Origin of the sequence: Salmonella sp. 741265073_HBA (assembly GCF_046569105.1) — a bacterium.
GTDB classification, from domain to species: domain Bacteria; phylum Pseudomonadota; class Gammaproteobacteria; order Enterobacterales; family Enterobacteriaceae; genus Salmonella; species Salmonella enterica.
In genome coordinates this window covers 253508-276779 of the sequence record NZ_JBKFRY010000002.1, presented here as the reverse complement: position 1 = coordinate 276779, position 23272 = coordinate 253508, and the positions used below count along the sequence as shown (strand labels likewise).

The following is a 23272-nucleotide window of genomic DNA, read 5'->3' as shown; positions in this document are numbered from 1 at the left end:
GCAAATAGAGCGGCCTGTAAAAGCGCTTACTTACGTCGCCAGGTGGTGCCCTGCGGGCCATCCTCCAGAATAATACCCATTTCAGTGAGACGATCGCGCGCCGCGTCCGCCGCCGCCCAGTCTTTCGCTTTACGGGCATCCAGACGCTGTTGAATCAAGGCTTCAATTTCCGCAACTTCACCGTCATCCGCCTGCGCGCCGCTTTGCAGGAAAACATCCGGCTCCTGCTCCAGCAGTCCCAGCACGCCGGAAATCTTCCGCAGATGAGACGCCATCGCATTCGCGGCGGTCATATCTTCGCCCTTCAGACGGTTGACTTCACGCGCCATATCAAACAGGACGGAGTAGGCTTCCGGCGTATTGAAATCGTCATTCATCGCCTCCACGAAACGCGCTTCAAACGCCTCGCCGCCCGCCGGGGCCGCTGATTTATCCGTTCCACGCAATGCAGTGTATAACCGCTCCAGCGAGGCGCGCGCCTGCTTGAGGTTCTCTTCGCTGTAGTTCAGTTGGCTACGGTAATGCCCGGACATCAGGAAGTAGCGCACGGTTTCCGCATCATAGTATTTCAGCACGTCGCGCACGGTAAAGAAGTTGCCCAGCGATTTGGACATCTTCTCGCGATCCACCATCACCATACCGGAGTGCATCCAGTAGTTGACGTATTCGCCGTCGTGGGCGCAGGTGGACTGGGCAATCTCGTTTTCATGGTGCGGGAACATCAGATCGGAACCGCCGCCGTGAATATCAAAATGGTTGCCCAACTGCTTACAGTTCATTGCCGAACATTCAATGTGCCAGCCCGGACGCCCTTCGCCCCACGGCGACGGCCAGCTCGGCTCGCCCTCTTTCGACATTTTCCACAGCACGAAGTCCATCGGGTTACGCTTCACGTCAACGACATCCACGCGCGCCCCCGCCTGAAGCTGCTCAAGATCCTGACGGGAAAGCTGCCCATAAGTCGGATCGGTCGGTACATCAAACATCACATCGCCGTTATCCGCCACATAGGCGTGCCCTTTCTCGATTAAGGTGCGGGTGAGCTCGATAATTTCCTGAATATGGTGCGTCGCACGCGGCTCGCTGTCCGGACGCAGAATATTCAGCGCGTCGAAGTCCTGATGCATTTCCGCAATCATTCTGTCGACCAGCGCGACAAAACTTTCGCCGTTTTCATTGGCGCGTTTAATAATTTTATCGTCGATATCGGTAATGTTACGCACATACTTCAGCTTATAACCGAGAAAACGCAAATAGCGCGCGACAACGTCAAAAGCGACAAACGTGCGTCCGTGGCCAATGTGGCAGAGATCGTAAACGGTGATACCACACACGTACATGCCGACTTCCCCGGCATGAATGGGTTTGAATTCCTCTTTTTGGCGCGTCAGTGTATTAAAAATTTTTAACATCGAAGATTCCGTATAGACGTGTGTGGGTAATAATCTCCGTATGATACATATTATTCGTAATCGAAGCAGCACACTTTGCAAGGTGATCGCAGCTTACGGTTATGCTATAACAAGCCCCTATATGTGCCCCATTGCGGGCTAAAGCACCACTCTCTTGGAACAGGATGCAAAAATGGTTACTTTCCACACTAATCACGGCGATATCGTAATCAAAACCTTTGATGATAAAGCGCCTGAAACAGTTAAAAACTTCCTGGACTACTGCCGCGAAGGTTTTTACAACAACACCATTTTCCACCGTGTGATTAACGGTTTTATGATTCAGGGCGGCGGCTTTGAGCCGGGCATGAAACAGAAAGCCACCAAAGAGGCGATCAAAAACGAAGCCAACAATGGTCTGAAAAATACCCGTGGTACGCTGGCAATGGCGCGTACTCAGGCGCCACACTCGGCTACCGCGCAATTCTTCATCAACGTGGCAGACAACGACTTCCTGAACTTCTCCGGCGAAAGTCTGCAGGGCTGGGGCTACTGCGTCTTTGCGGAAGTCGTAGAAGGTATGGACGTGGTAGATAAAATCAAAGGCGTCGCCACTGGCCGTAGCGGTATGCACCAGGACGTACCAAAAGAAGACGTCATCATTGAAAACGTGACCGTCAGCGAGTAATCGTGGCGACACTGTTTATTGCAGACTTGCATCTGCAAACGGAAGAACCGGCGATCGTCGCCGGTTTTCTGCGTTTTTTAGCCGTAGAAGCCCGTCAGGCCGACGCGCTGTATATTCTTGGCGATCTCTTCGAGGCCTGGATTGGCGACGACGACCCCAACCCGCTACATCGTGAAATGGCCGTTGCCATTAAATCGCTGGTTGATTCCGGCGTCCCCTGCTTCTTTATTCATGGTAATCGCGACTTCCTGATTGGCAAACGCTTTGCCCGCGAAAGCGGCATGATTCTACTGCCGCAGGAAAAGGTGCTCGACCTGTATGGCCGCAATGTATTGATTATGCACGGCGATACGCTCTGTACCGATGATGCCGGTTATCAGGCGTTTCGCGCCAAAGTCCATAATCCGTGGATTCAACGACTATTCCTTACCCTGCCGCTGTTTATCCGCCGCCGTATCGCCGCCAGAATGCGCGCCGGCAGTAAAGCCGCCAACAGCAGCAAATCGCTGGATATTATGGACGTCAATGCGCAGACCGTCGTCGCCGAAATGGAAAAACACCGCGTACAGTGGCTGGTTCACGGTCACACCCACCGCCCGGCGGTACATGAACTTTCCGTCAACGACCAGCCCGCGTTCCGCGTGGTGTTAGGCGCATGGCATCATGAAGGTTCAATGGTAAAAGTCACGCCGGACAACGTTGAGTTAATCGCCTTCCCCCTGTAAATGTTCGTCGAATCGTCCGTTACGGCGCACACGCAACCGTTTTCCTTGCCTGATTATCATGCTATTCTTTGACACCTCAAAAGCAGCGTGTCCCGCACCACAGGAGTTTTAAGACGCATGTCTTCCCGCAATAATCCGGCGCGTGTCGCCATCGTGATGGGGTCCAAAAGCGACTGGGCTACCATGCAATTCGCCGCCGAAATTTTTGAAATTCTGGATGTCCCGCACCATGTAGAAGTGGTTTCCGCCCATCGCACCCCCGATAAGCTGTTCAGCTTCGCCGAAACGGCGGAAGAGAACGGATATCAAGTGATTATTGCCGGCGCGGGCGGCGCGGCACACCTGCCGGGAATGATTGCGGCAAAAACGCTGGTCCCGGTACTCGGCGTGCCGGTACAAAGCGCTGCGCTAAGCGGTGTGGATAGCCTCTACTCCATCGTGCAGATGCCGCGCGGCATTCCGGTGGGTACGCTGGCGATCGGTAAAGCCGGTGCCGCTAACGCCGCACTGCTGGCAGCGCAGATTCTGGCGCAACACGACGCGGAACTGCATCAGCGCATTGCCGACTGGCGCAAAGCGCAAACCGATGAAGTTCTGGAAAATCCCGATCCGCGGGGGACGCTATGAAGCAAGTTTGCGTTCTCGGCAACGGACAACTGGGCCGAATGCTGCGCCAGGCGGGCGAACCGCTGGGTATCGCCGTCTGGCCGGTTGGTCTGGATGCAGAGCCTACCGCCGTGCCGGTACAGCAGAGCGTCATTACTGCAGAGATTGAGCGCTGGCCGGAAACCGCGCTTACCCGCGAGCTGGCGCGCCACCCGGCCTTCGTCAATCGCGATGTATTTCCGATCATCGCCGACCGTCTGACACAAAAACAGCTTTTCGATAAACTGGGACTCGCGACCGCGCCGTGGCAGCTGCTGACCAGCGCCGACGAGTGGTCCGGCATCTTTGACCGTCTGGGCGAACTGGCGATTATTAAGCGTCGCGTTGGCGGCTACGATGGTCGCGGGCAGTGGCGTCTACGCGCGGACGAAACCGGGCAACTGCCGGATGACTGCTATGGCGAATGTATTGTTGAGCGCGGCATCCATTTTTCCGGCGAAGTGTCGTTAGTCGGCGCGCGCGCTCATGACGGCAGTACCGTGTTTTACCCGCTAACGCACAATTTGCATCAGGACGGCATCTTGCGGACCAGCGTCGCGTTCCCACAGGCGAACGCCGAACAGCAGGAGCAGGCGGAATCGATGCTGTCAGCAATTATGCAGGCGCTGAACTACGTCGGCGTAATGGCGATGGAATGTTTTATCACGCCGGAAGGCCTGCTAATCAATGAACTGGCGCCGCGCGTGCATAACAGCGGACACTGGACGCAAAATGGCGCCAGCATCAGTCAGTTTGAATTGCATTTGCGCGCGATTACCGGCCTGCCGTTGCCCGCGCCGGTGATTAACGCCCCGTCGGTGATGATCAACCTGATCGGCAGCGAGCTGAATTACGACTGGCTGAAGCTGCCGCTGGTACATCTGCACTGGTATGATAAAGCGGTACGTCCGGGGCGAAAAGTCGGCCATCTGAATCTGACCGACAGCGATACGTCACGTCTTAGCGCCACCTTGGAAGCGCTCTCTCCGCTCCTGCCGGGCGAATACGCCAGCGGCATTATCTGGGCGCAAAGTAAGCTTAAATAACACATAAAATGCCGGGAGAATGATCTTCCCCTTTCCCGGCTCCTCCCTCAGCGCGTAAAATCTCGCTATTGCTGTTTTGTTTTTCGGGATTACACATGAACGATGGAACGGACTATCGCGCGCTCCTCCTTGCCGATACGCCTTTAATTGATGTACGCGCGCCGATTGAGTTTGAACAGGGCGCCATGCCGGGCGCCATCAACCTGCCATTGATGATGGACGACGAGCGAGCCGCCGTCGGCACCTGCTACAAACGTCAGGGCGCGGATGCGGCGTTAGCGTTGGGGCATCGGCTGGTTTGCGGCGACATTCGCCAGCAGCGGCTTGAGGCCTGGAAAGCCGCGTATCAACGTTTCCCCAACGGGTATCTGTGCTGCGCGCGCGGCGGTCAGCGGTCACATATCGTACAACGTTGGCTGCAAGAAACAGGGATTGACTGCCCGCTTATTGAAGGCGGCTATAAAGCGCTGCGCCAGACAGCAATTCAGGCGACCTGGCAACTGGCGCAAAAACCGATACTTTTAATTGGCGGCTGTACGGGCAGCGGCAAAACGCAACTGGTGCGACAACAGCCCAACGGAGTGGATCTGGAAGGTCTCGCGCGTCATCGCGGCTCCTCTTTTGGCCGCACGCTGAAACCCCAACTCAGCCAGGCCAGTTTTGAAAACAAACTTGCCGTTGAATTGCTGAAAATTAACGCGCGTCAGACGCTAAAAAGGTGGGTACTGGAAGATGAAGGGCGAACGATCGGCGCCAACCATCTGCCTGAGTGTTTACGCGAAAGAATGGCGCAGGCCCCCATTGCGGTAGTGGAAGATCCGTTTGCGCTTCGTCTGGAACGACTGCGTGAAGAGTATTTCATCCGTATGCATCACGACTTCACCCACGCCTACGGCGATGAAGCCGGTTGGCAGGCGTATAGTGAATATCTTCATCATGGACTGTTCGCTATTCGCCGCCGTCTGGGGTTGCAATGCTTTGCCGAACTGACGGACACGCTGGATAGGGCGCTGGCGGAGCAATTATCCAGCGGCAGCACCGACGGCCATATGGCATGGCTGGTTCCGCTACTTAACGAATATTACGACCCAATGTATCGCTATCAACTGGAGAAAAAAGCCGCGAATATCGTTTTTCGCGGCACATGGCAAGACGTTGCCAACTGGCTAAAAGCGCAATAGCTTATTTTTATTGCCGGCTGACGCTACATTGAGCCGGCTTAGTGTCTGTCGCGCTTGTCGGCACGTTTTGCCAGCCAGTCGCCCAGCATCTGAACGACCTGAACCAGCACAATCAGCGCCACCACGGTAACAACCATCACTTCGGTTTCGTAACGGTAGTAGCCATAGCGAATCGCCAGGTCGCCTACCCCGCCGCCGCCGACAATCCCGGCCATCGCCGAGTAGCCGATTAAGCTTACCAATGTAATCGTCAGGCCGCGCAGCAGCCCTGCGCTGGCTTCCGGCAACAGTACGGTACAGATAATACGCATCGGACTAGCGCCGAATGCCAGCGCCGCCTCAATAATCCCTTTATCAACTTCACGGAGCGCGCTATCTACCAGGCGTGCATAAAACGCGATTGCGGCCACCGACAGCGGGACGGAGGCTGCAATCGGGCCAATCGTATTACCCAGCAAAAGCTGCGTTAGCGGCAGTAACAGCACCAGTAAAATAACAAATGGCACCGAGCGGATAATATTCACCAGAACCGAGGCGACGAGATAAATAAAACGGTTCTGCCAGAACAGATGACGATCGGTGACAAAAATCAGAAAACCGAGCGGTAGACCGCCAAGAATCGCCAGCACCGTTGAAATACTCAACATCTGGAAAGTTTCATTGAACGCCAGCGTTAAATCCGGCAATAAATCATCCACGGATCACCTCCACCTGTGCGGTACGTTGACGGATATGCTCCACGGCGGCGGCCACCGCCGTTGGATTATGCGGCGCGGTTAATTGCACCACCAGAATGCCCAACGCGCGTTCGCCGATATACTCAATCTTGCCATGCAGGATATTGACCGCGACGCCAAACTTGATCGCCACCTCTGACAGTACCGGCTGCTCCGCCGAATCGCCGATAAACAAAATTTTCAGCAACTGCCCGGGCAGGTGTTCCCGTAAACGTTCCGGCAGGGTCAAATTAAGGGTATGAGACACTAGTTGCTGTGTGAAAGCGTGTTGCGGGTGGGCAAACACATCAAACACCTCGCCCGATTCCACAACCTTACCGCCCGACATCACCGCCACGCGATCGCAAATAGATTTGATCACGTTCATTTCATGGGTGATCAGCACAATAGTAATCCCGAGCTGTGCGTTGATCTTTCTGAGCAGGGCCAGAATCGTGGCGGAAGTTTCCAGATCCAGAGCGGAAGTCGGTTCGTCACATAGCAACACATCCGGATGGTTAGCGATGGCGCGGGCTATCCCCACCCGCTGTTTTTGCCCGCCGCTGAGCTGTACCGGAAAACGGTTCGCTTTATCGGCAAGGCCCACCAGCGTTAAAATTTCCGCCACCCGCGGCGCGATTTTGCTGCGTTCCCAGCCAGCCGCTTTCAGGCTAAACGCAACGTTTTGCGCCACTGTCCGGGTATGCATTAAGTTAAAATGCTGGAAAATCATACCAATACGCTGCCGCGCCTGGCGTAACGCTTTTCCGTCCAGCGCCGAGATTTCCACGCCGTTGACGTTGACGCGCCCCTGGCTGGGACGCGTTAAGGCGTTCAGGGTACGCAGCAGAGTGCTTTTTCCTGCGCCGCTGGTACCAACAATGCCAAAAATCTCGCCCGCGGCGATATGCAGGCTCACATCATCCACCGCGCGCGTGGGGGTACCGCGACCGGCGGTAAAATCGACGCAGACTTTTTCTATTTCAATCATATTCACCTCAGAAATTGGGGATGGCTACCGCTGCGATCAGGGTGTCGCGGTCATCCATTCCGGTTTCTGGAAGGCGCTATAAATATTCTTTGGATCGTCGATGACCGCGCGATAAGCCGGCGATTTCACCGCCTCGACAATATCTTTGGCAAACGGCTTATCGACATCTTCACTGCGTACCGCAATGATATTTTTCAGGTTCTCATCCAGGTGTTCCTGCTTAATCGCGCTGGAGAGATCCAGTCCTGCCGCCACCGCAAAGTTCCCGTTAACCAGCGCGCCGGTCACGCCATCCAGCGTGCGTGGTAGCTGTGCGGCTTCCAGCGGTTTGAAAACCAGTCCTTTTGGATTGCTGGCGATATCTCGTTCAGAGGCTTTGGTCGGATCGATATTGTCCTTAATCGTGATAAGCCCCAACGATTGCAGGAAACGAAGGCCGCGCGCCAGGTTGGTCGGATCGTTGGAGAGGGTAATAATGTCCCCTTTTTTAAGCGCATCCAGACTGTTGATTTTACGTGAATAGAAGCCCATCCCGGCGGTAGGTACCACAATAAGTTTGCTGAGCTTCAGCCCTTTGTCAGCGGTGAATTTGTCAAAATAGAGGGTATGTTGAAAGAGGTTGGCGTCAATGCTGCCGTTAGCTAACGCCATATTGGGCTGGACATAGTCGCTAAACTCGCGCACCACGACCTTATACCCTTTTTCTTTTAATGTTGGCGCAATCGCCTGCTTCACCATGTCGCCATACGGCCCTGGCGCGACGCCAAATACGATCGTTTGCGGGGAACTATCGGCATGGGCAAACTGTAATCCGCAGGCCAGTAATAGCGTGCTGGCCGCAATGCGTAAACTCTGACGCAATCCCATAATTTCTCCATTTTAAATAGTGTGATGCTGTGCCGGATGCCGTTCATGCGGCATCGTCTGTTTTGGCCCAAACGAAAGGCTATTTCTTAACATGACACAGATCACAGCCTGCTGTCCTTGAAATTATTTCATGATGTTTCCTGGTGTGTCGTTAAATGTACGAGGCAGGCGCTCAGGCGTGTGTCAGGCGGGAATAGCGTAGAGGGAAATGCCGGATAAGAGGTCTTAACGCCAACATCCGGCAGAGGAAAACGCTTTAGAAATCGTAACGCAGACGCACCAGGTTCATATCGCCCAGATTGTCAGTGCTGGAGGTGAAAACATGTTCATAATCAACGCGGAAACCATAATCCAGTTGGAAGGTGATCCCCACGCCGTTATCGGTGCGCAGATAGTCGCGGCCATTCACATATTCAATGCGGTCGCCCATAAAGTACGGTTGAATAGCTTTCACGGCATACTGACCAATCGGGAAAGCGTAACCGACAAAATATTCCAGACCCCACGCATCGCCGGCAAAGTAATCATTCACAGACACTTTTTTGGTCGTCATAAAGTTCTGATACCAACCGCCGCCTGCGGCGATAGTCCAGTTTTCCGGCGTCCAGCTTAACGCGGTACCGACAATATTTTGATCGTAAGTTTTATTGCCGTTGCCGCGCATCTCCGCACGGGTATAGTTCCATGCCGTCCCCCAGGTCAGATCGTCGGTGAGATGGTAATCCGCGCCTAAAGAACCGCCGCCTTTACGTTTATAATTCAGGCCGTTATTGGCATTATAATCGTCGCTGAACAGATAAGACGCGTAGAGATCGACATTGCTAATGCTTTTCTTGTACTTCAATGACTTACGCGTGCGATAAGAACCATCGTAGTCGCCGTTAATCCCGTTGCCCGGCGCCTGACCTATCATGTCGTAATCCCAGATATCGGTTTTTACGCCCACCACATCGTAATAAATGCTGTTCTGTTGACCGAAGGTCAGCGTTCCCCACGTCGCGCTCTTGAAGCCGGTATACAGCATACGGCGAGTGGTATCAGTCGCGCCCTTCGCATAATGGTTATCCCAGTCAAATACCGCAGGGATATTGACGCCCAGCTCGTAATAGCTAATCCAACTGATATCATCAAACAGATAATAATCCGCGGCGAAGCGGAAACGCGTCCCGCCATCAAAACCATTACGTTTATAACCGTTCGCGCCGTCATTGCCGGTCATATTCTGGAACTGCGGACGTATACTCCCGCCGACGGTGAAATTGAGTCGGCTGAGTGGATTACCCGCCTGGGGATCTTGTTTTAAAACGGTGATTTCCGCCTGAGTGGCGAAAGGCATGAAAGCCACTGCCGCGCCGATCGATGCCGCCAACGCTGTTATTTTAATTGTCATTATATTTTCCTTGATAGATAGCCAATCCAAATCATTTAGCAGGCAAATAATAACTGTTATAAAACCTTACGTGTTGTGTATTTTTTAATGATTTGTGCTACTAAAAATCAAGGAGTTAGCAATTTGTGCGACTAAAAAAGTACGCGCCGTTTTAAAAACCGGCGCGAAATTATTCACATAATGAATCATCCGCTAAACTGTCGGAATAGCGCTTTGCCTTTCAGCAAACGAACGCCAAGCCAGCCGCCGCATACGGAAAGCAGCAGCGCGCCGCAAAACGGCAGTGCGCCCCATAAACGCCAGTCCGGCTCCCAGGGGAAATCAAAAACGTTGATTTGTAAGATCGCCAGCGCCGTTTCCGCGCCAATCGCGGCGACCAACCCGGCAACTAACCCCAGCATGGCGAATTCGCACCAGAGTGTGGTACGCAACAGTTTCTTTCCGGCTCCTAATGTGCGCCACACCACCAGCTCCTGATGGCGCTGACGCATCCCGACCTGTACCTGGGCCAGTAATAGCAACATGCCGCAAAGGGTGACTAGCACAACCATCACCTCCAGCGCCCGACTGACCTGCTCCAGCACCTGTCCCACCTGTTTCAGGATCGCCCCGATATCTAACAGGCTGACGGTAGGAAACTCGCGGTTAAGCTGCGTTAACATGCCGTTGCCATTCTCCCAGCGAAAACTGGTCAACCAGCTTTGTGGTTGCCCGTCCAGCGCCCCGGAAGGAAAAATGAAGAAAAAGTTGGGCCGCAGGCTTTCCCAGTCCACTTGACGCAGGCTGGTGACTTTAGCGCTAAATGCCTGGGTATCGCCCATAAAGGTTACGCTATCGCCGAGTTTGACGTTCAGCCGCTTCGCCAGCCCCTCTTCCATGGAAACTTCGCCCGGTTTTGGCGGCCAGTGACCGGCGACCAGCGGATTATGCGCCGGGCGCGTATCCTGCCAGGTCAAATTCAGTTCACGGTTGAGCGACTCATCCTGCTGACCTTCCGTCGGATTACCGTTTATCTTCGTTAACCGCGCCCGCACAATCGGATAAAACGTCTGCGGGATCACCTGATGTTCCGCCAAAAAGGCTTTCAGCGGCGCGACCTGTTCTGAAGCAATATTGATAAGGAAATAGTTCGGGCTTTCCGGCGGGAGCTGCTGTTGCCAGCGATCAAGGAGGTCGCCGCGCAGCACCAGCAAGAGCGCCAGCAGCATAAACGAAAGCGAAAACGCCGAAAGCTGACTCAACGTTGACCACGGCTGACGCAGAAGTCGGCTGACGGCCAGACGCAGCGGTAGCGACGTCAACGTCATGCCGCGCAGCACGTTAAGCAGCATCCAGCCCACCAGACCGCACAGCAGCGCCAGTATCACGGCGCCCGCCAGAACCGCCCACAACAGCATGCTTCCGCCCATCAATCCGGCGAGCAGCGCCACCACGACGGCGCAGGCGACAGGCAAATAAATTTTTAACGGCCAGACGCGAGCGACAACATCGCGGCGCAGCACCCGTAGCGGCTGGGTCGCCAGCAACAATCGATAAGGCCGTAAACCGACCAGCAGAGAGATGACCGTCATCGCACCCAGCGCCCACAGCCAGGGCCACAGGCTGGCGGGCGGCAAATCGGCGGGCAGTACCGGTTTTAGCAGCACCAACAATATGTTTTCAAACAGTAACCCAATCGCGCCTCCCGTGACGGCGGAAAGCCCCAGCACCATCAACCACTGTCCGATGATAAGTTTACGCAACTGGGCCCGGCCCGCGCCCAACGTTTTTAAAATCGCCACCAGATCGTAGCGGCTACGGCAGTAATGGCTCATCGCCACCGCGACGGCAGCTACCGCCAGCAGTAGCGTTAATAACGCCGAAAGCAGCAAAAACTGCTGCGAACGTTCGAGCGATTTCCCCAATGCCCCGTCATCCTGCTCCAGTCCGTACCAGCGATGTTCCGGTTTAAGCTGCGGTAACAGCCAGCTTTCATAGCCAGCAAGCTGTTGCGGCGTTCCGCCGAATTTATACCGCCACATCACGCGGCTCCCCGGCTGTATCGCACCGGTTTTTGCCACATCGGCCATATTCATCATCAGACGCGGCGCCATCTGAAAAGGGTTAAATCCGGAATCCGGCTCCTGCACCACTTCACCGGCAATACGCAAGGTCACGTCGCCAACATCAATGGTATCGCCCGTTTTCAAATTAAGCAGCGCCATCAGACGTGGCGCCAGCAGTACGCTACCCGGCTGCGGTTTCACTCCGCCAGGACGGGTTTGCAATTCGCCGTACATCGGATAAACGCTATCTACCGCCTTCACGCTGGCCAGTTGCGGCGTATCGCCGGCAAACGTCATGGTCGCAAAGGTTAACTGCTCGCCCACGTTAAGGCCGCGTTTACGCGCCTCTTCAAGCCAGGCTTTCGGTACCTCCCGCGAACTTTGCAGCGTCCGATCGCCTGCCATAAACTCGCGGCTTTGCTGACTTAACCCTTTTTCCATCCGGTCGCTGATACTGCCGAGCGCCAGTACGCAGGCCACCGCCAGACTCAACGCCAGCCAGACAATAATCAGCGACGGCGAGCGCCATTCGCGCCAGAACCAGCGAGCTATCATGCCTCCTCCTGTAACTGACCGTTGACCAACCGCAGCCGCCGGTCGCAGCGCGCCGCCAGCGCCGGGTCGTGCGTCACCAGAATCAGCGTGGTGCCGTGCTCGCGGTTAAGCGAAAATAGCAGGTCGGCGATTTTATCTCCGGTCTGACGGTCAAGGTTGCCCGTCGGCTCATCGGCAAACAGCACATCAGGACGCCCGTTAAACGCGCGCGCCAGCGCTACGCGCTGCTGTTCGCCGCCGGAAAGCTGTGCCGGAAGGTGGTCAAGCCGTTTTCCCAGTCCCAGTTGTTCGAGCAGCGCTTTCGCCCCCGCCTTACTCTGACCGCTGTTTTCACCGCGTAGCAGGGCCGGTAGCTCAACGTTTTCCAGCGCGTTAAGCGTAGGAATAAGCATGAAGGATTGAAAAACAAAACCGACATGCTGAGCGCGAAGCTGCGCCCGCGCCTCTTCGTCCATCTGGTGAAGCGGTTTCCCGACCAGACTGACCTCTCCGCTACTGCCGTCATCCAGTCCGGCGAGAATCGCCAGCAGCGTAGATTTTCCCGATCCTGATTCGCCAATCAGCGCAATGGTTTCACCGCGTTTGACAACCAGTTCAACTCCGGTAAGGATGGAAAGCTCATGCTCACCCTGACCGACGGACTTCCTGAGACGATGAACTTCAACACTGTTTTCCGCTGGCATTTGCCCTTCCTGTTTTTGATCCTGTTAACTTTCCGTGCCGCCGCCGCAGACACCTTATTAATTCTGGGCGATAGCCTCAGCGCCGGTTACCGTATGGCCGCCAGCGCGGCATGGCCGTCGCTCCTTAATGATAAATGGCAAAACAAAACGTCGGTCGTTAATGCCAGTATAAGCGGAGATACCTCGCAGCAGGGACTGGCGCGTTTGCCGGCGCTGTTGCAACAGCATCACCCGCGCTGGGTAGTGGTGGAGCTTGGCGGCAACGATGGCCTACGCGGTTTTGCGCCTGCGCAAACCGAACAGACGCTACGTAAAATCATTCAGACGGTGAAAGCCGCCGATGCCCAACCGTTACTGATGCAAATTCATCTGCCCGCTAACTACGGTCGCCGTTATAATGAATCCTTTAGCGCCATTTATCCTAAGCTCGCCAAAGAGTTCGATATTCCTCTGTTACCGTTTTTTATGGAAGAGGTATATCTGAAACCGCAGTGGATGCAGGATGACGGCATTCATCCCAACCGCGACGCCCAGCCGTTTATTGCCGACTGGATGGCGAAGCAGTTGACCCCTTTTCTCTCCTGAATAATTCGAGTTGCATGAAGGCGGCACGTAAGAGAATGTCCAGGAGCATAGATACCTATGTGACTGGAGTAAACGAACGCACAGGCAACTTGAAGTATGACGGATATAGTTAACCACGACTCTTAAATCAACGGAGATCCTGACAGGTAAAGTTATGCAAAAATCGGTCTTAATAACAGGATGTTCCAGCGGAATCGGTCTGGACAGCGCGCTTGAACTTAAACGCCAGGGCTTTCAAATCCTGGCGGGCTGCCGCAAACCTGATGATGTCGCCCGGATGAACAGTATGGGATTTACCGGCGTGTTGATCGATCTCGACTCCCCTGAAAGCGTGGATCGTGCCGCCGATGAAGTGATCGCCCTGACCGATAATCGTCTGTATGGGATCTTTAACAATGCCGGCTACGGCGTGTATGGCCCCCTTTCTACCATCAGCCGTGAGCAGATGGAGCAACAGTTTTCCAGTAATTTTTTCGGCGCGCATCAGCTTACCATGCGCTTACTTCCCGCCATGTTGCCGCATGGCGAAGGACGCATTGTGATGACCTCATCGGTGATGGGGCTGATTTCCACCCCAGGGCGCGGCGCTTACGCTGCCAGCAAATATGCGCTCGAAGCCTGGTCTGACGCGCTACGTATGGAGCTACGACACACAGGCATTAAAGTGAGCCTGATAGAACCGGGGCCGATTCGTACCCGTTTTACGGATAACGTTAACCAGACGCAGCGTGATAAACCGGTAGAAAATCCCGGCATCGCCGCACGTTTCACCCGCGATCCTGACGCGGTAGTAGCGAAAGTTCGTCATGCTTTTGCAAGCGATAAACCCAGGCTGCGCTATCCCGTTACGCTGGTCACCTGGGCAGTGATGGCGCTGAAACGCATATTGCCGGGCCGGATGCTGGATAAAATTTTACAAAGCTGAGTTGAAGCGCGCCAGTCAGCCCCCATGTAAACGTGACACAGACAAAAGAGAGCGACGCCATGTCCGTACAGAACATTGTCAATATTAATGAATCCAACCTGCAGCAGACCTTAGAGCAGTCCATGACCACGCCGGTACTGTTCTATTTCTGGTCTGAACGCAGCCAACACTGTCTGCAATTAACGCCAGTGCTGGAAAGTCTGGCTGCCCAGTACCACGGTCAGTTTATTCTGGCAAAGCTGGACTGCGACGCCGAACAGATGATCGCCGCTCAGTTTGGTCTGCGCGCCATCCCGACTGTCTATCTGTTCCAGAATGGCCAACCGGTCGATGGTTTCCAGGGGCCGCAGCCGGAAGAGGCGATCCGCGCTCTGCTGGATAAAGTACTGCCGCGTGAAGAAGAGCTAAAAGCGCAACAAGCGATGCAGTTAATGCAGGAGGGCAACTACATTGACGCGCTGCCGTTGCTCAAAGACGCCTGGCAGCTCTCTTCGCAGAACGGTGAGATTGGCCTGTTACTGGCGGAAGCGCAAATTGCGCTGAACCGCTCTGAAGAGGCCGAAGCGGTGTTAAAAACTATACCGCTACAGGATCAGGATACCCGTTATCAGGGGCTGGTCGCGCAGATCGAACTGCTTAAACAGGCGGCGGATACGCCGGAAATTCAGCAACTTCAGCAGCAAGTCGCGGAGAATCCGCAGGATGCGGCTTTGGCAACGCAACTGGCGTTGCAGTTGCACCAGGTCGGACGTAATGAAGAAGCGCTGGAATTGCTGTTCAGCCATCTGAGAAAAGATCTTGCCGCCGCCGAGGGACAAACGCGCAAAACCTTCCAGGAGATCCTTGCCGCGCTCGGCACCGGCGACGCGCTGGCGTCGAAATACCGCCGCCAGTTGTACGCGCTACTGTATTAATCCTCTCTTGCCTGATGGCGCGCTTATCTGGCCTACCTGTCGTCCTCAGGCCGGATAAGCGCGCCATCATCCGGCAACTATCATGATTTCTTGAGCGGCATCACTACCAACTGATGACGCGAATTATAGAACTTCCGGTAGGTTAAATAGCAGGCAATGATGGTAGACAGGCTGGCTGTCGACAACAGCATAAACGTTACCATAATTTGATATTTAATCGCTTTTACCGGATCGATCCCGGCAAAAATCAGCCCGGACATCATCCCCGGCAGGCTCACCAGCCCAACGGTCTTTGCCGAGTCGATCGTCGGGATAAGCGATGCGCGGATGCTATCGCGGATAAGCCCGGCGGAGGCCATTTTCGGCGTTGCGCCCAAACTTAACTTTTCCTGTATTTGCTGCTGCTCGCTATGAAAACGTAGCCCCAGTTGGTTGTAGCACAGCCCTACCGCTACCATCGCATTACCGGCGACCATGCCAGCGATGGGAATCACCTGCATCGGCGCAAATTCAATCGAACCGGTAAGCACCAGTACCGTCAGCGTTAGTCCGGCGCCGACGGTGATGGCGATAAACGAGGAGAGAAATGCCTTATCGATATATTTACTGCGCTTTTGCGCGTTCCAGGCGGCGTTAAAACAGATAAACAGCACCATCAGCAGCGTCAGGGCGGCATGATTAACGCCAAAGATGTATTTCAGTACATAGCCGACAATAATGAGCTGTATCACCGCCCGGCATACGCTCCACAGAATATCTTTTTCCAGCGCCAGCTTTTCCTTGTGACTGATGAGCATCGCGACCACCACCAGCAGCATCGATAACGCCAGCGAGGTATTGGTAATATTATGCTCGTTCATAACGCGCCTCCTGCATCTCTCCGGCAGATGGCGTTAACGTTATCACCTTATCCGCGTGTTGAATTTCATCTTTATCATGCGTTACCCACAAGACAGCGACCTGCTTATCGCGAACATAGCGATGAATAATATCATTCACATTCCGTTTGTTATGTTCATCCAGCGCGCTGGTTATTTCGTCGAGTAACAGTATTTTCGGCAGAAACTGTAGATTACGAATTAGAGCAATACGCTGTTTTTCTCCGCCGGAAAGCGCGGTAATCGGTTTTTGCAGAATCGTCTCCGGCAGTTCAAAACGCGCCAGATCGTCTGCGAAGGCTGTCGGCTGCGGGCGCTGATGGCGAATTTGCCAGGGAAAAATCAGGTTATCGTAAACCGTATCGCCAAATAGCGCTGGCGTCTGAGCGCAATAAGAAACCTGCTGGCGATAGGCTTCCGGACTCAGAGTAGTAATATCCTGCCCCTCAAAAAGAATCACGCCGATATCAGGGCTTATTAGCGAGGCCACCATTTTCAACAACGTACTTTTTCCGCAGCCAGAAGGACCGGTAATTAACTTAAATTCGCCGCGTTGCAGCGTAAAACTGATGTTATTCACTATTTTTGTCGTCGCAGTCCGGTAACCGACCTGCTTTAACTCAAGCAACATGCTACGTTCTGTCATTTATTGCGCATCCGTTGTTCATATTTTTATAGCGATAGTGTATCCCTGTAATTAATAAGGGGGGAACATGCTTTACTGAATCAGGTATAATTCGCTTAATTCGTCAGCAAAATCGGTTTATGGACAACGCAACAGGAGGTTTAGCTATGCTCATTCTTATCCCTATTCTCATTTTCGTCGCGCTGGTGATCGTCGGCGCGGGCGTCAAAATCGTTCCGCAGGGATACCAGTGGACGGTGGAGCGCTTTGGACGTTACACCAAAACCCTGCAGCCGGGATTAAGCCTTGTTGTACCATTTATGGACAGAATTGGCCGCAAGATCAATATGATGGAGCAGGTGCTGGATATTCCGTCGCAGGAGGTGATCTCAAAAGATAACGCCAACGTCACTATCGATGCGGTCTGTTTTATTCAGGTTATCGATGCGCCGCGCGCCGCTTATGAAGTCAGTAACCTGGAACTGGCGATCATTAACCTGACCATGACCAATATCCGTACGGTGCTCGGTTCGATGGAGCTGGATGAAATGCTCTCCCAGCGCGACAGCATCAACACGCGGCTGCTGCATATTGTCGATGAAGCCACCAACCCGTGGGGAATTAAAGTTACCCGTATCGAAATTCGCGATGTCCGCCCGCCCGCGGAATTGATCTCCTCGATGAATGCCCAGATGAAAGCGGAACGTACCAAACGCGCCTATATCCTTGAGGCCGAAGGGGTACGTCAGGCGGAAATACTGAAAGCCGAGGGGGAAAAACAGTCGCAGATTCTGAAAGCCGAAGGCGAACGTCAGTCCGCTTTCCTGCAGGCGGAAGCCCGCGAACGTTCCGCCGAAGCGGAAGCCCGCGCTACGCAGATGGTGTCTGAAGCCATCGCCGCCGGGGATATTCAGGCGATAAACTACTTCGTGGCGCAGAAATACACCGAAGCGTTACAGCAAATCGGCTCGGCGAATAACAGCAAAGTGGTCATGATGCCGCTGGATGCCAGCAGTCTGATGGGCGCTATCGCCGGGATCAGCGAGCTGGTTAAGGACAGCGCCAGCGAACGGAAAAAAGCATGATAGCGATGATTCTGGTACATCCGCATATCTTCTGGCTTAGCCTCGGCGGCCTGTTGTTGGCTGCGGAAATGCTCGGCGGTAACGGCTATTTGCTGTGGAGCGGCGTGGCGGCAGTGATTACCGGCTTAACCGTCTGGCTCTTACCGCTCGGCTGGGAATGGCAGGGCGTGCTGTTTGCGGCCTTAACGTTGCTGGCGGCCTGGCTTTGGTGGCGCTGGCTGGCGCGTCGCGTGCGGGAACAGAAGCCGACCGACAGCCGCCTTAACCAACGCGGACAACAACTGGTAGGCCGCCGGTTTATGCTTGATGCCGCGTTAGTGAACGGACGGGGTCATATGCGTGTCGGCGACAGCTCGTGGCCGGTATGCGCTGACGAAGACCTGCGCGCAGGTACGCATGTCGAAGTGATCGCCGTGGAAGGCATCACCTTACGCATTCGCGCCGTTTAATCAACGTGGCTTTTGCGTCTTGTGATGACAGCAGCCGGAAAGATTATCAATAATCGGGCAGTCGGCGCTGTCATCGCCGGGACAACTCTCCGCCAGCGCCAGCAGTTGATCGCGCATTGATTGCAGCTCGCTGATATGGCGCTCGATCTCCGCGACCTTTTCCAGCGTCCGCTTTTTCACATCTGCGCTATGGCGTCGCGGATCGTTAAACAGATTGACCAGTTCGCCACACTCTTCCAGATTAAACCCCACCTGCCTCGCCTGTCGCAGCAACGTCAACTCGTTTAAATGCTTCTGCGTGTAGGTGCGATAACCATTTTCGCTACGTAATGGCGTCGTCACCAGCCCTTTCTCTTCATAAAACCGAATGGCTTTGCTGGTTAAACCGGTTTTTTTCGCCACATCGCTAATATTCATATTTCCCCCTTGACCTTAACCTTGCTGGAAGGTTTAACCTTTATCACAGTGAGTCACTACGATTACTAAGGTCAATGAATTGATGACCAATCATAAAGGAGTTTTTACTATGTCTCAAACTATCGACCTGACCCTGGACGGTTTGTCCTGCGGTCATTGCGTTAAACGCGTGAAAGAAAGTCTTGAACAACGTCCGGATGTTGAGCTGGCGGACGTCACCGTAACCGAAGCGCACGTTACCGGTACCGCCAGTGCGGACGCGTTAATTGAAACCATCAAACAAGCCGGGTATGGCGCGACGTTAAGCCACCCAAAGGCTAAACCGCTGACGGAGTCATCAATCCCGTCGGAAGCACTGGCAGCGGTTCCTCATGAGCTTCCGGTAGCGACGGCCGATGAAGAAAGCCAACAGTTGCTGTTAAGCGGCATGAGCTGCGCCAGTTGTGTCACCCGCGTACAACATGCGCTACAAAGCGTACCGGGCGTCACGCAGGCACGGGTAAACCTGGCGGAACGCACTGCGCTGGTGGTGGGCAGCGCGTCCGCCGCTGATTTAGTGCAGGCGGTGGAAAAAGCCGGCTACGGCGCAGAGGCGATTGAAGATGACATCAAACGCCGCGAGCGCCAGCAGGAAACCGCCATCGCCACCATGAAACGTTTTCGCTGGCAGGCCATCGTCGCTCTGGCGGTCGGTATACCGGTCATGGTCTGGGGGATGATCGGCGATAACATGATGGTGACCGGCGACAACCGCAGCCTGTGGCTGGCTATTGGCCTGATCACGCTTGCGGTGATGATCTTTGCGGGCGGTCATTTTTACCGTAACGCGTGGAAAAGCCTGCTGAACGGCACGGCGACGATGGATACGCTGGTGGCGCTCGGCACCGGGGTCGCCTGGCTCTACTCCATGAGCGTCAACCTGTGGCCGCAGTGGTTCCCGATGGAAGCGCGGCACCTTTATTACGAAGCCAGCGCGATGATTATCGGTCTGATTAATCTCGGACACATGCTGGAAGCGCGCGCCCGTCAGCGTTCCTCAAAAGCGCTGGAAAAATTACTCGATCTCACCCCGCCCACCGCACGCGTCGTGACAGAAGACGGCGAAAAAAGCGTCCCGTTGGCGGACGTTCAGCCAGGGATGCTGTTGCGGCTCACTACCGGCGATCGCGTGCCGGTGGATGGCGAAATTACCCAGGGCGAAGCGTGGCTTGATGAAGCCATGCTGACCGGCGAACCCATTCCACAGCAAAAAGGCGAAGGCGATAGCGTTCATGCCGGCACCGTCGTCCAGGACGGCAGCGTCCTGTTCCGCGCCAGCGCGGTGGGCAGTCATACCACGCTGTCACGCATTATTCGCATGGTACGCCAGGCGCAAAGCAGTAAACCGGAAATTGGCCAACTGGCCGATAAAATCTCCGCGGTATTCGTTCCCGTCGTCGTGGCCATTGCGCTGTTCAGCGCCGCTATCTGGTATTTCTTCGGACCGGCGCCGCAAATTGTTTATACGCTGGTCATCGCCACCACCGTACTGATTATCGCCTGCCCTTGCGCATTAGGCCTGGCGACGCCAATGTCGATTATTTCCGGCGTAGGCCGCGCTGCCGAATTCGGCGTGCTGGTACGCGACGCCGATGCCCTGCAACGCGCCAGTACGTTGGATACCCTCGTTTTTGATAAAACCGGGACGCTGACGGAAGGCAAGCCGCAAGTGGTGGCGGTAAAAACCTTTAACGGCGTTGAGGAAGCTCAGGCATTACGTCTGGCAGCCGCGCTCGAACAAGGCTCCAGCCACCCGCTGGCCCATGCGATTCTGGAAAAAGCCGGCGACGATAAACTGCCTCAGGTGAACGGTTTCAGAACGCTGCGCGGACTGGGCGTCAGCGGTGAAGCGGAAGGTCATCAACTGCTTCTGGGGAACCAGGCGTTGCTGAACGAACAGCACGTCGCCACGGATGATATGACGGCGGAAATCACCGCGCAGGCCTCGCAAGGCTCTACTCCGGTCCTGCTGGCGATTGACGGTAAAGCGGCGGCGTTACTGGCGGTACGCGATCCATTGCGCAGCGATAGTATTGCCGCGCTTGAACGCCTGCACAACGCCGGATACCGTCTGGTGATGCTCACCGGGGATAACCCAACGACGGCTAACGCGATTGCCAAAGAAGCGGGTATTGATGAAGTGATTGCGGGCGTTCTGCCGGATGGCAAAGCCGATGCGATTAAACGTCTGCAAAGCCAGGGTCGTCAGGTTGCGATGGTCGGCGATGGTATCAACGATGCGCCCGCGCTGGCGCAGGCGGACGTCGGTATCGCGATGGGCGGCGGCAGTGATGTGGCGATTGAAACCGCGGCGATTACGCTGATGCGCCATAGTCTGATGGGCGTGGCGGATGCGCTGGCCATTTCGCGCGCGACGTTGCGCAATATGAAGCAAAACCTGCTTGGCGCATTTATCTACAACAGCATTGGTATCCCGGTGGCCGCCGGTATTCTGTGGCCGTTTACCGGTACCTTGTTAAACCCGGTAGTAGCGGGTGCGGCAATGGCGCTGTCTTCCATTACCGTCGTGAGCAATGCCAACCGGCTATTGCGCTTTAAACCGAAAGCGTAAAAAGTCCTATCAGGCAGCATTAGCTGCCTGATATATTATTAAGCCATCAGTAATTTACCGTATCAATATATAAAAATTTAACCGCACATCCTGTAGAAAAATAAAAAACAACATTTTATAATGTTTTTTTGAATCATAAGGATGTGTTATTTATGTTTAGAAAAGCAGTTACTCTTCTTTTCCTGCTTTCTCCCGCAGTTAGTTATGCAGGATTATTTGATTCCAGTCCAGAGTTAAAATGCGGCAACGATAATGCAGTCACGGCGGCAAAAGAGTGGATCTATAATGAAGCATTAGGTCGTTTACAGCAAAGCTATATTAAAGCGCCCTCCACGCTTTTCTTCGATATCCCCCAGACTCAGTACGAGCAGCAACTCCGGGCTATTCCTGTTCAATTCAGTGATGTAATAACGCAGAACCCTCAACCAGAAAATGCTAACCTACGAACTTGCTCGGCTACCGTCACCATAGGTATTCCTCAGCCATTTCTTAAATTAATGAAAGACTTACCAGATACTCTATCCTATATTTCACAAGAAAACAGCCAGGTAATAAATAATACGATGACCTGGAAAGAGGTTAACTACAATATCCAGCTTGCTGACAACAACAAAGATATTGTCGTCACCCCTGTGAAAAAAATTTATAAATTGACGTGGTCTATTTATGTAATGGCAAGAATGACGGTATCTGGTGATAACCTCATAAAGAAAAAAAATAGCTCACTGATTGAAATCGCAGCAAAGAAATTTGAGAGTAGAGATCGCGAGCTTAATCAGGTCTGGAATTCACTACCCGCCTCTGCCCGAACGGCATTAAAACAAGAGCAGCGAGTCTGGGTGACAAAAAAAGAGCAGCAGTGCGGCAAACTTAGCGATGCAAAATCCGAGGCCATACCTGCTGAAAAGCGCATCAGTATTTATAAATGCCAGCTTGAAATGACCATCGCCAGAACGGCCTATCTCGACGGCAGCGAATAACCCGACCGATCGTTGACGTCCCGTCAGGGCGCATTGCGCCCTTTTCTCCAACGCGCTAGCATGAGCTTTTTCAAAGGGAACGCGTATGGAGCTATTAAATCAACTTAAACGTTTATGGCGCGCGCTGCGTGGTACCCCAAATAGTTGGCCTGCTATCGATCTCTCCCTGCCCGGCGGTCGTCATCTGCATCTGGTTGGCAGTATTCATATGGGGACGCGCGATATGGCTCCTCTTCCAGCAAAGCTGGTGAAAAAGCTACGCCAGGCCGACGCGCTGGTCGTTGAAGCGGATATTTCCGGTAACGAAACGCCATTCAGCAATCTCCCCAAATGTCCGCCGTTGGTCGAACGTCTCAGCGCCGGGCAGCTAAGCGCACTGGAAAAACGGGTCAGCGAGTTGGGTATGCCGCTGATCCATTTTGATAATCAACCTTTATGGCAGATAGCTATGGTGCTACAGGCCACGCAGGCGCAACGGCTGGGATTGCGTCCGGACTATGGCATTGATTATCAGCTATTACAGGCTGCCCGCGAAATGTCGCTGCCGGTGCAAGAGCTGGAAGGGGCGAAACACCAGCTCGAACTACTCTGCGATCTGCCCGATGGCGGGATGGCGCTGCTCGACGACACGCTGACGCACTGGCACACCAACGCACGGCTTTTGCAAGTGATGATCGGCTGGTGGCTTGAACAGCCGCCGACCAGCGTCGGCGCTTCGCTCCCCAGAACGTTTAGCCAACCGCTGTATGATGTACTGATGGTGAAACGCAATGAAGCCTGGCGCGACGCGCTGCTGGCACTGCCGCCGGGACGCTACGTGGTAGCCGTAGGGGCGCTACATCTGTACGGCGAAGGCAACCTACCGCAAATATTGAAATAA

General features: G+C 54.3%; 23 protein-coding genes. 13 read left to right on the top strand and 10 right to left on the bottom strand.

Features of this window, described 5'->3' with window-relative positions:
- Positions 1-26: 26 nt before the first annotated feature.
- Positions 27-1412 carry a cysteine--tRNA ligase gene (gene cysS, locus ACLD3P_RS03845; RefSeq protein WP_000912377.1) on the bottom strand — a complete coding sequence of 462 codons (1386 nt, stop codon included), beginning with the start codon at positions 1410-1412 and terminating at the stop codon, positions 27-29.
- A gap of 172 nt (positions 1413-1584) precedes the next feature.
- Between cysS and ppiB the strand changes: the two genes are divergently transcribed.
- The 5 genes from ppiB to mnmH all read left to right on the top strand — a co-directional run bounded on the left by ppiB (position 1585) and on the right by mnmH (position 5676).
- A complete protein-coding gene (gene ppiB / locus ACLD3P_RS03840; RefSeq protein ID WP_000255991.1) occupies positions 1585-2079 on the top strand; it encodes a peptidylprolyl isomerase B in 495 nt (164 codons plus the stop codon).
- A 2-nt stretch (positions 2080-2081) separates the two neighbouring features.
- Positions 2082-2804: a UDP-2,3-diacylglucosamine diphosphatase gene (gene lpxH / locus ACLD3P_RS03835; protein ID WP_094888240.1), complete on the top strand. Its 723-nt coding sequence runs from the start codon at positions 2082-2084 to the stop codon at positions 2802-2804.
- 117 nt (positions 2805-2921) lie between these two features.
- Positions 2922-3431, top strand: coding sequence for a 5-(carboxyamino)imidazole ribonucleotide mutase (gene purE / locus ACLD3P_RS03830; protein WP_000098736.1), 510 nt, complete (start codon positions 2922-2924; stop codon positions 3429-3431).
- Positions 3428-4495, top strand: a complete 1068-nt coding sequence (purK, locus tag ACLD3P_RS03825; protein ID WP_000815601.1) for a 5-(carboxyamino)imidazole ribonucleotide synthase — start codon at positions 3428-3430, stop codon at positions 4493-4495. Before purE ends, purK begins: the two co-directional genes overlap by 4 nt.
- Positions 4496-4590: 95 nt before the next feature.
- A complete protein-coding gene (gene mnmH, locus ACLD3P_RS03820; protein ID WP_411006326.1) occupies positions 4591-5676 on the top strand; it encodes a tRNA 2-selenouridine(34) synthase MnmH in 1086 nt (361 codons plus the stop codon).
- Between the two features lie 38 nt (positions 5677-5714).
- Here mnmH and ACLD3P_RS03815 read toward each other — a convergent pair whose 3' ends face one another.
- The 6 genes from ACLD3P_RS03815 to ybbA form a co-directional block, all read right to left on the bottom strand.
- Entirely contained in the window at positions 5715-6374 is a 660-nt protein-coding gene (locus ACLD3P_RS03815) for a methionine ABC transporter permease (RefSeq protein WP_000342247.1), read from the bottom strand.
- A complete protein-coding gene (gene sfbB, locus ACLD3P_RS03810; protein ID WP_000569656.1) occupies positions 6367-7383 on the bottom strand; it encodes a virulence-associated ABC transporter ATP-binding protein SfbB in 1017 nt (338 codons plus the stop codon). The genes ACLD3P_RS03815 and sfbB overlap by 8 nt, the downstream gene beginning before the upstream one ends.
- A gap of 36 nt (positions 7384-7419) precedes the next feature.
- The gene (locus ACLD3P_RS03805; RefSeq protein ID WP_127175558.1) at positions 7420-8250 is read right to left on the bottom strand and encodes a MetQ/NlpA family ABC transporter substrate-binding protein; all 831 of its coding nucleotides are present in this window, start codon (positions 8248-8250) and stop codon (positions 7420-7422) included.
- Positions 8251-8506: 256 nt separating this feature from the next.
- Positions 8507-9640, bottom strand: coding sequence for a porin (locus ACLD3P_RS03800; RefSeq protein ID WP_080192465.1), 1134 nt, complete (start codon positions 9638-9640; stop codon positions 8507-8509).
- Between the two features lie 185 nt (positions 9641-9825).
- Positions 9826-12240, bottom strand: coding sequence for a putative ABC transporter permease subunit YbbP (gene ybbP / locus ACLD3P_RS03795; RefSeq protein ID WP_079947840.1), 2415 nt, complete (start codon positions 12238-12240; stop codon positions 9826-9828).
- A complete protein-coding gene (gene ybbA / locus ACLD3P_RS03790) occupies positions 12237-12923 on the bottom strand; it encodes a putative ABC transporter ATP-binding protein YbbA (protein WP_001110598.1) in 687 nt (228 codons plus the stop codon). The genes ybbP and ybbA overlap by 4 nt, the downstream gene beginning before the upstream one ends.
- Here ybbA and tesA point away from each other — a divergent pair.
- The 3 genes from tesA to cnoX all read left to right on the top strand — a co-directional run bounded on the left by tesA (position 12894) and on the right by cnoX (position 15347).
- Positions 12894-13508 (top strand): multifunctional acyl-CoA thioesterase I/protease I/lysophospholipase L1, encoded by a 615-nt coding sequence (gene tesA, locus ACLD3P_RS03785; protein WP_001010574.1) that lies wholly within the window; start codon positions 12894-12896, stop codon positions 13506-13508. The two genes, ybbA and tesA, sit on opposite strands and share 30 nt — an antisense overlap.
- Before the next feature lie 154 nt (positions 13509-13662).
- Complete coding sequence (locus ACLD3P_RS03780; protein WP_001172802.1) at positions 13663-14433, top strand: SDR family oxidoreductase; 771 nt, start codon at positions 13663-13665, stop codon at positions 14431-14433.
- Positions 14434-14492: 59 nt separating this feature from the next.
- Complete coding sequence (gene cnoX, locus ACLD3P_RS03775) at positions 14493-15347, top strand: chaperedoxin (RefSeq protein WP_000116055.1); 855 nt, start codon at positions 14493-14495, stop codon at positions 15345-15347.
- An 80-nt stretch (positions 15348-15427) separates the two neighbouring features.
- Here the strand turns inward: cnoX and fetB are convergent, their stop codons facing one another.
- Together fetB and fetA are read right to left on the bottom strand one after the other, a co-directional pair.
- On the bottom strand, positions 15428-16207 hold the full coding sequence (fetB, locus tag ACLD3P_RS03770) for an iron efflux ABC transporter permease subunit FetB (RefSeq protein ID WP_001002130.1): 780 nt from the start codon (positions 16205-16207) through the stop codon (positions 15428-15430).
- Positions 16194-16871, bottom strand: a complete 678-nt coding sequence (fetA, locus tag ACLD3P_RS03765; RefSeq protein ID WP_000140195.1) for an iron efflux ABC transporter ATP-binding subunit FetA — start codon at positions 16869-16871, stop codon at positions 16194-16196. Before fetA ends, fetB begins: the two co-directional genes overlap by 14 nt.
- A 146-nt stretch (positions 16872-17017) precedes the next feature.
- On the opposite strand from fetA, the gene ACLD3P_RS03760 reads away from it, so the two are divergent.
- Together ACLD3P_RS03760 and ACLD3P_RS03755 are read left to right on the top strand one after the other, a co-directional pair.
- Positions 17018-17935 carry an SPFH domain-containing protein gene (locus ACLD3P_RS03760; RefSeq protein WP_000906146.1) on the top strand — a complete coding sequence of 306 codons (918 nt, stop codon included), beginning with the start codon at positions 17018-17020 and terminating at the stop codon, positions 17933-17935.
- Positions 17932-18384: an NfeD family protein gene (locus ACLD3P_RS03755; protein WP_000561177.1), complete on the top strand. Its 453-nt coding sequence runs from the start codon at positions 17932-17934 to the stop codon at positions 18382-18384. Before ACLD3P_RS03760 ends, ACLD3P_RS03755 begins: the two co-directional genes overlap by 4 nt.
- On the opposite strand, the gene cueR is transcribed toward ACLD3P_RS03755, so the two are convergent.
- Complete coding sequence (gene cueR / locus ACLD3P_RS03750) at positions 18385-18801, bottom strand: Cu(I)-responsive transcriptional regulator (protein WP_131046239.1); 417 nt, start codon at positions 18799-18801, stop codon at positions 18385-18387. It lies immediately after the preceding gene.
- A 109-nt stretch (positions 18802-18910) separates the two neighbouring features.
- On the opposite strand from cueR, the gene copA reads away from it, so the two are divergent.
- The 3 genes from copA (at position 18911) to ACLD3P_RS03735 (ending at position 23272) form a co-directional block, all read left to right on the top strand.
- Entirely contained in the window at positions 18911-21412 is a 2502-nt protein-coding gene (gene copA / locus ACLD3P_RS03745; RefSeq protein WP_411006687.1) for a copper-exporting P-type ATPase CopA, read from the top strand.
- A gap of 152 nt (positions 21413-21564) precedes the next feature.
- Positions 21565-22392, top strand: a complete 828-nt coding sequence (locus ACLD3P_RS03740; RefSeq protein ID WP_000488534.1) for a lysozyme inhibitor LprI family protein — start codon at positions 21565-21567, stop codon at positions 22390-22392.
- A gap of 85 nt (positions 22393-22477) precedes the next feature.
- A complete protein-coding gene (locus ACLD3P_RS03735; protein WP_000421861.1) occupies positions 22478-23272 on the top strand; it encodes a TraB/GumN family protein in 795 nt (264 codons plus the stop codon).

Bases quoted from the DNA above. Each gene is read 5' to 3' on its own strand.
- cysS (WP_000912377.1), bottom strand. From the start codon at position 1,412: ATGTTAAAAATTTTTAATACACTGACGCGCCAAAAAGAGGAATTCAAA.
- ppiB (WP_000255991.1), top strand. From the start codon at position 1,585: ATGGTTACTTTCCACACTAATCACGGCGATATCGTAATCAAAACCTTT.
- purE (WP_000098736.1), top strand. From the start codon at position 2,922: ATGTCTTCCCGCAATAATCCGGCGCGTGTCGCCATCGTGATGGGGTCC.
- purK (WP_000815601.1), top strand. From the start codon at position 3,428: ATGAAGCAAGTTTGCGTTCTCGGCAACGGACAACTGGGCCGAATGCTG.
- mnmH (WP_411006326.1), top strand. From the start codon at position 4,591: ATGAACGATGGAACGGACTATCGCGCGCTCCTCCTTGCCGATACGCCT.
- sfbB (WP_000569656.1), bottom strand. From the start codon at position 7,383: ATGATTGAAATAGAAAAAGTCTGCGTCGATTTTACCGCCGGTCGCGGT.
- ACLD3P_RS03805 (WP_127175558.1), bottom strand. From the start codon at position 8,250: ATGGGATTGCGTCAGAGTTTACGCATTGCGGCCAGCACGCTATTACTG.
- ACLD3P_RS03800 (WP_080192465.1), bottom strand. From the start codon at position 9,640: ATGACAATTAAAATAACAGCGTTGGCGGCATCGATCGGCGCGGCAGTG.
- ybbP (WP_079947840.1), bottom strand. From the start codon at position 12,240: ATGATAGCTCGCTGGTTCTGGCGCGAATGGCGCTCGCCGTCGCTGATT.
- tesA (WP_001010574.1), top strand. From the start codon at position 12,894: ATGAACTTCAACACTGTTTTCCGCTGGCATTTGCCCTTCCTGTTTTTG.
- ybbA (WP_001110598.1), bottom strand. From the start codon at position 12,923: ATGCCAGCGGAAAACAGTGTTGAAGTTCATCGTCTCAGGAAGTCCGTC.
- ACLD3P_RS03780 (WP_001172802.1), top strand. From the start codon at position 13,663: ATGCAAAAATCGGTCTTAATAACAGGATGTTCCAGCGGAATCGGTCTG.
- cnoX (WP_000116055.1), top strand. From the start codon at position 14,493: ATGTCCGTACAGAACATTGTCAATATTAATGAATCCAACCTGCAGCAG.
- fetB (WP_001002130.1), bottom strand. From the start codon at position 16,207: ATGAACGAGCATAATATTACCAATACCTCGCTGGCGTTATCGATGCTG.
- fetA (WP_000140195.1), bottom strand. From the start codon at position 16,871: ATGACAGAACGTAGCATGTTGCTTGAGTTAAAGCAGGTCGGTTACCGG.
- ACLD3P_RS03760 (WP_000906146.1), top strand. From the start codon at position 17,018: ATGCTCATTCTTATCCCTATTCTCATTTTCGTCGCGCTGGTGATCGTC.
- ACLD3P_RS03755 (WP_000561177.1), top strand. From the start codon at position 17,932: ATGATAGCGATGATTCTGGTACATCCGCATATCTTCTGGCTTAGCCTC.
- cueR (WP_131046239.1), bottom strand. From the start codon at position 18,801: ATGAATATTAGCGATGTGGCGAAAAAAACCGGTTTAACCAGCAAAGCC.
- copA (WP_411006687.1), top strand. From the start codon at position 18,911: ATGTCTCAAACTATCGACCTGACCCTGGACGGTTTGTCCTGCGGTCAT.
- ACLD3P_RS03740 (WP_000488534.1), top strand. From the start codon at position 21,565: ATGTTTAGAAAAGCAGTTACTCTTCTTTTCCTGCTTTCTCCCGCAGTT.
- ACLD3P_RS03735 (WP_000421861.1), top strand. From the start codon at position 22,478: ATGGAGCTATTAAATCAACTTAAACGTTTATGGCGCGCGCTGCGTGGT.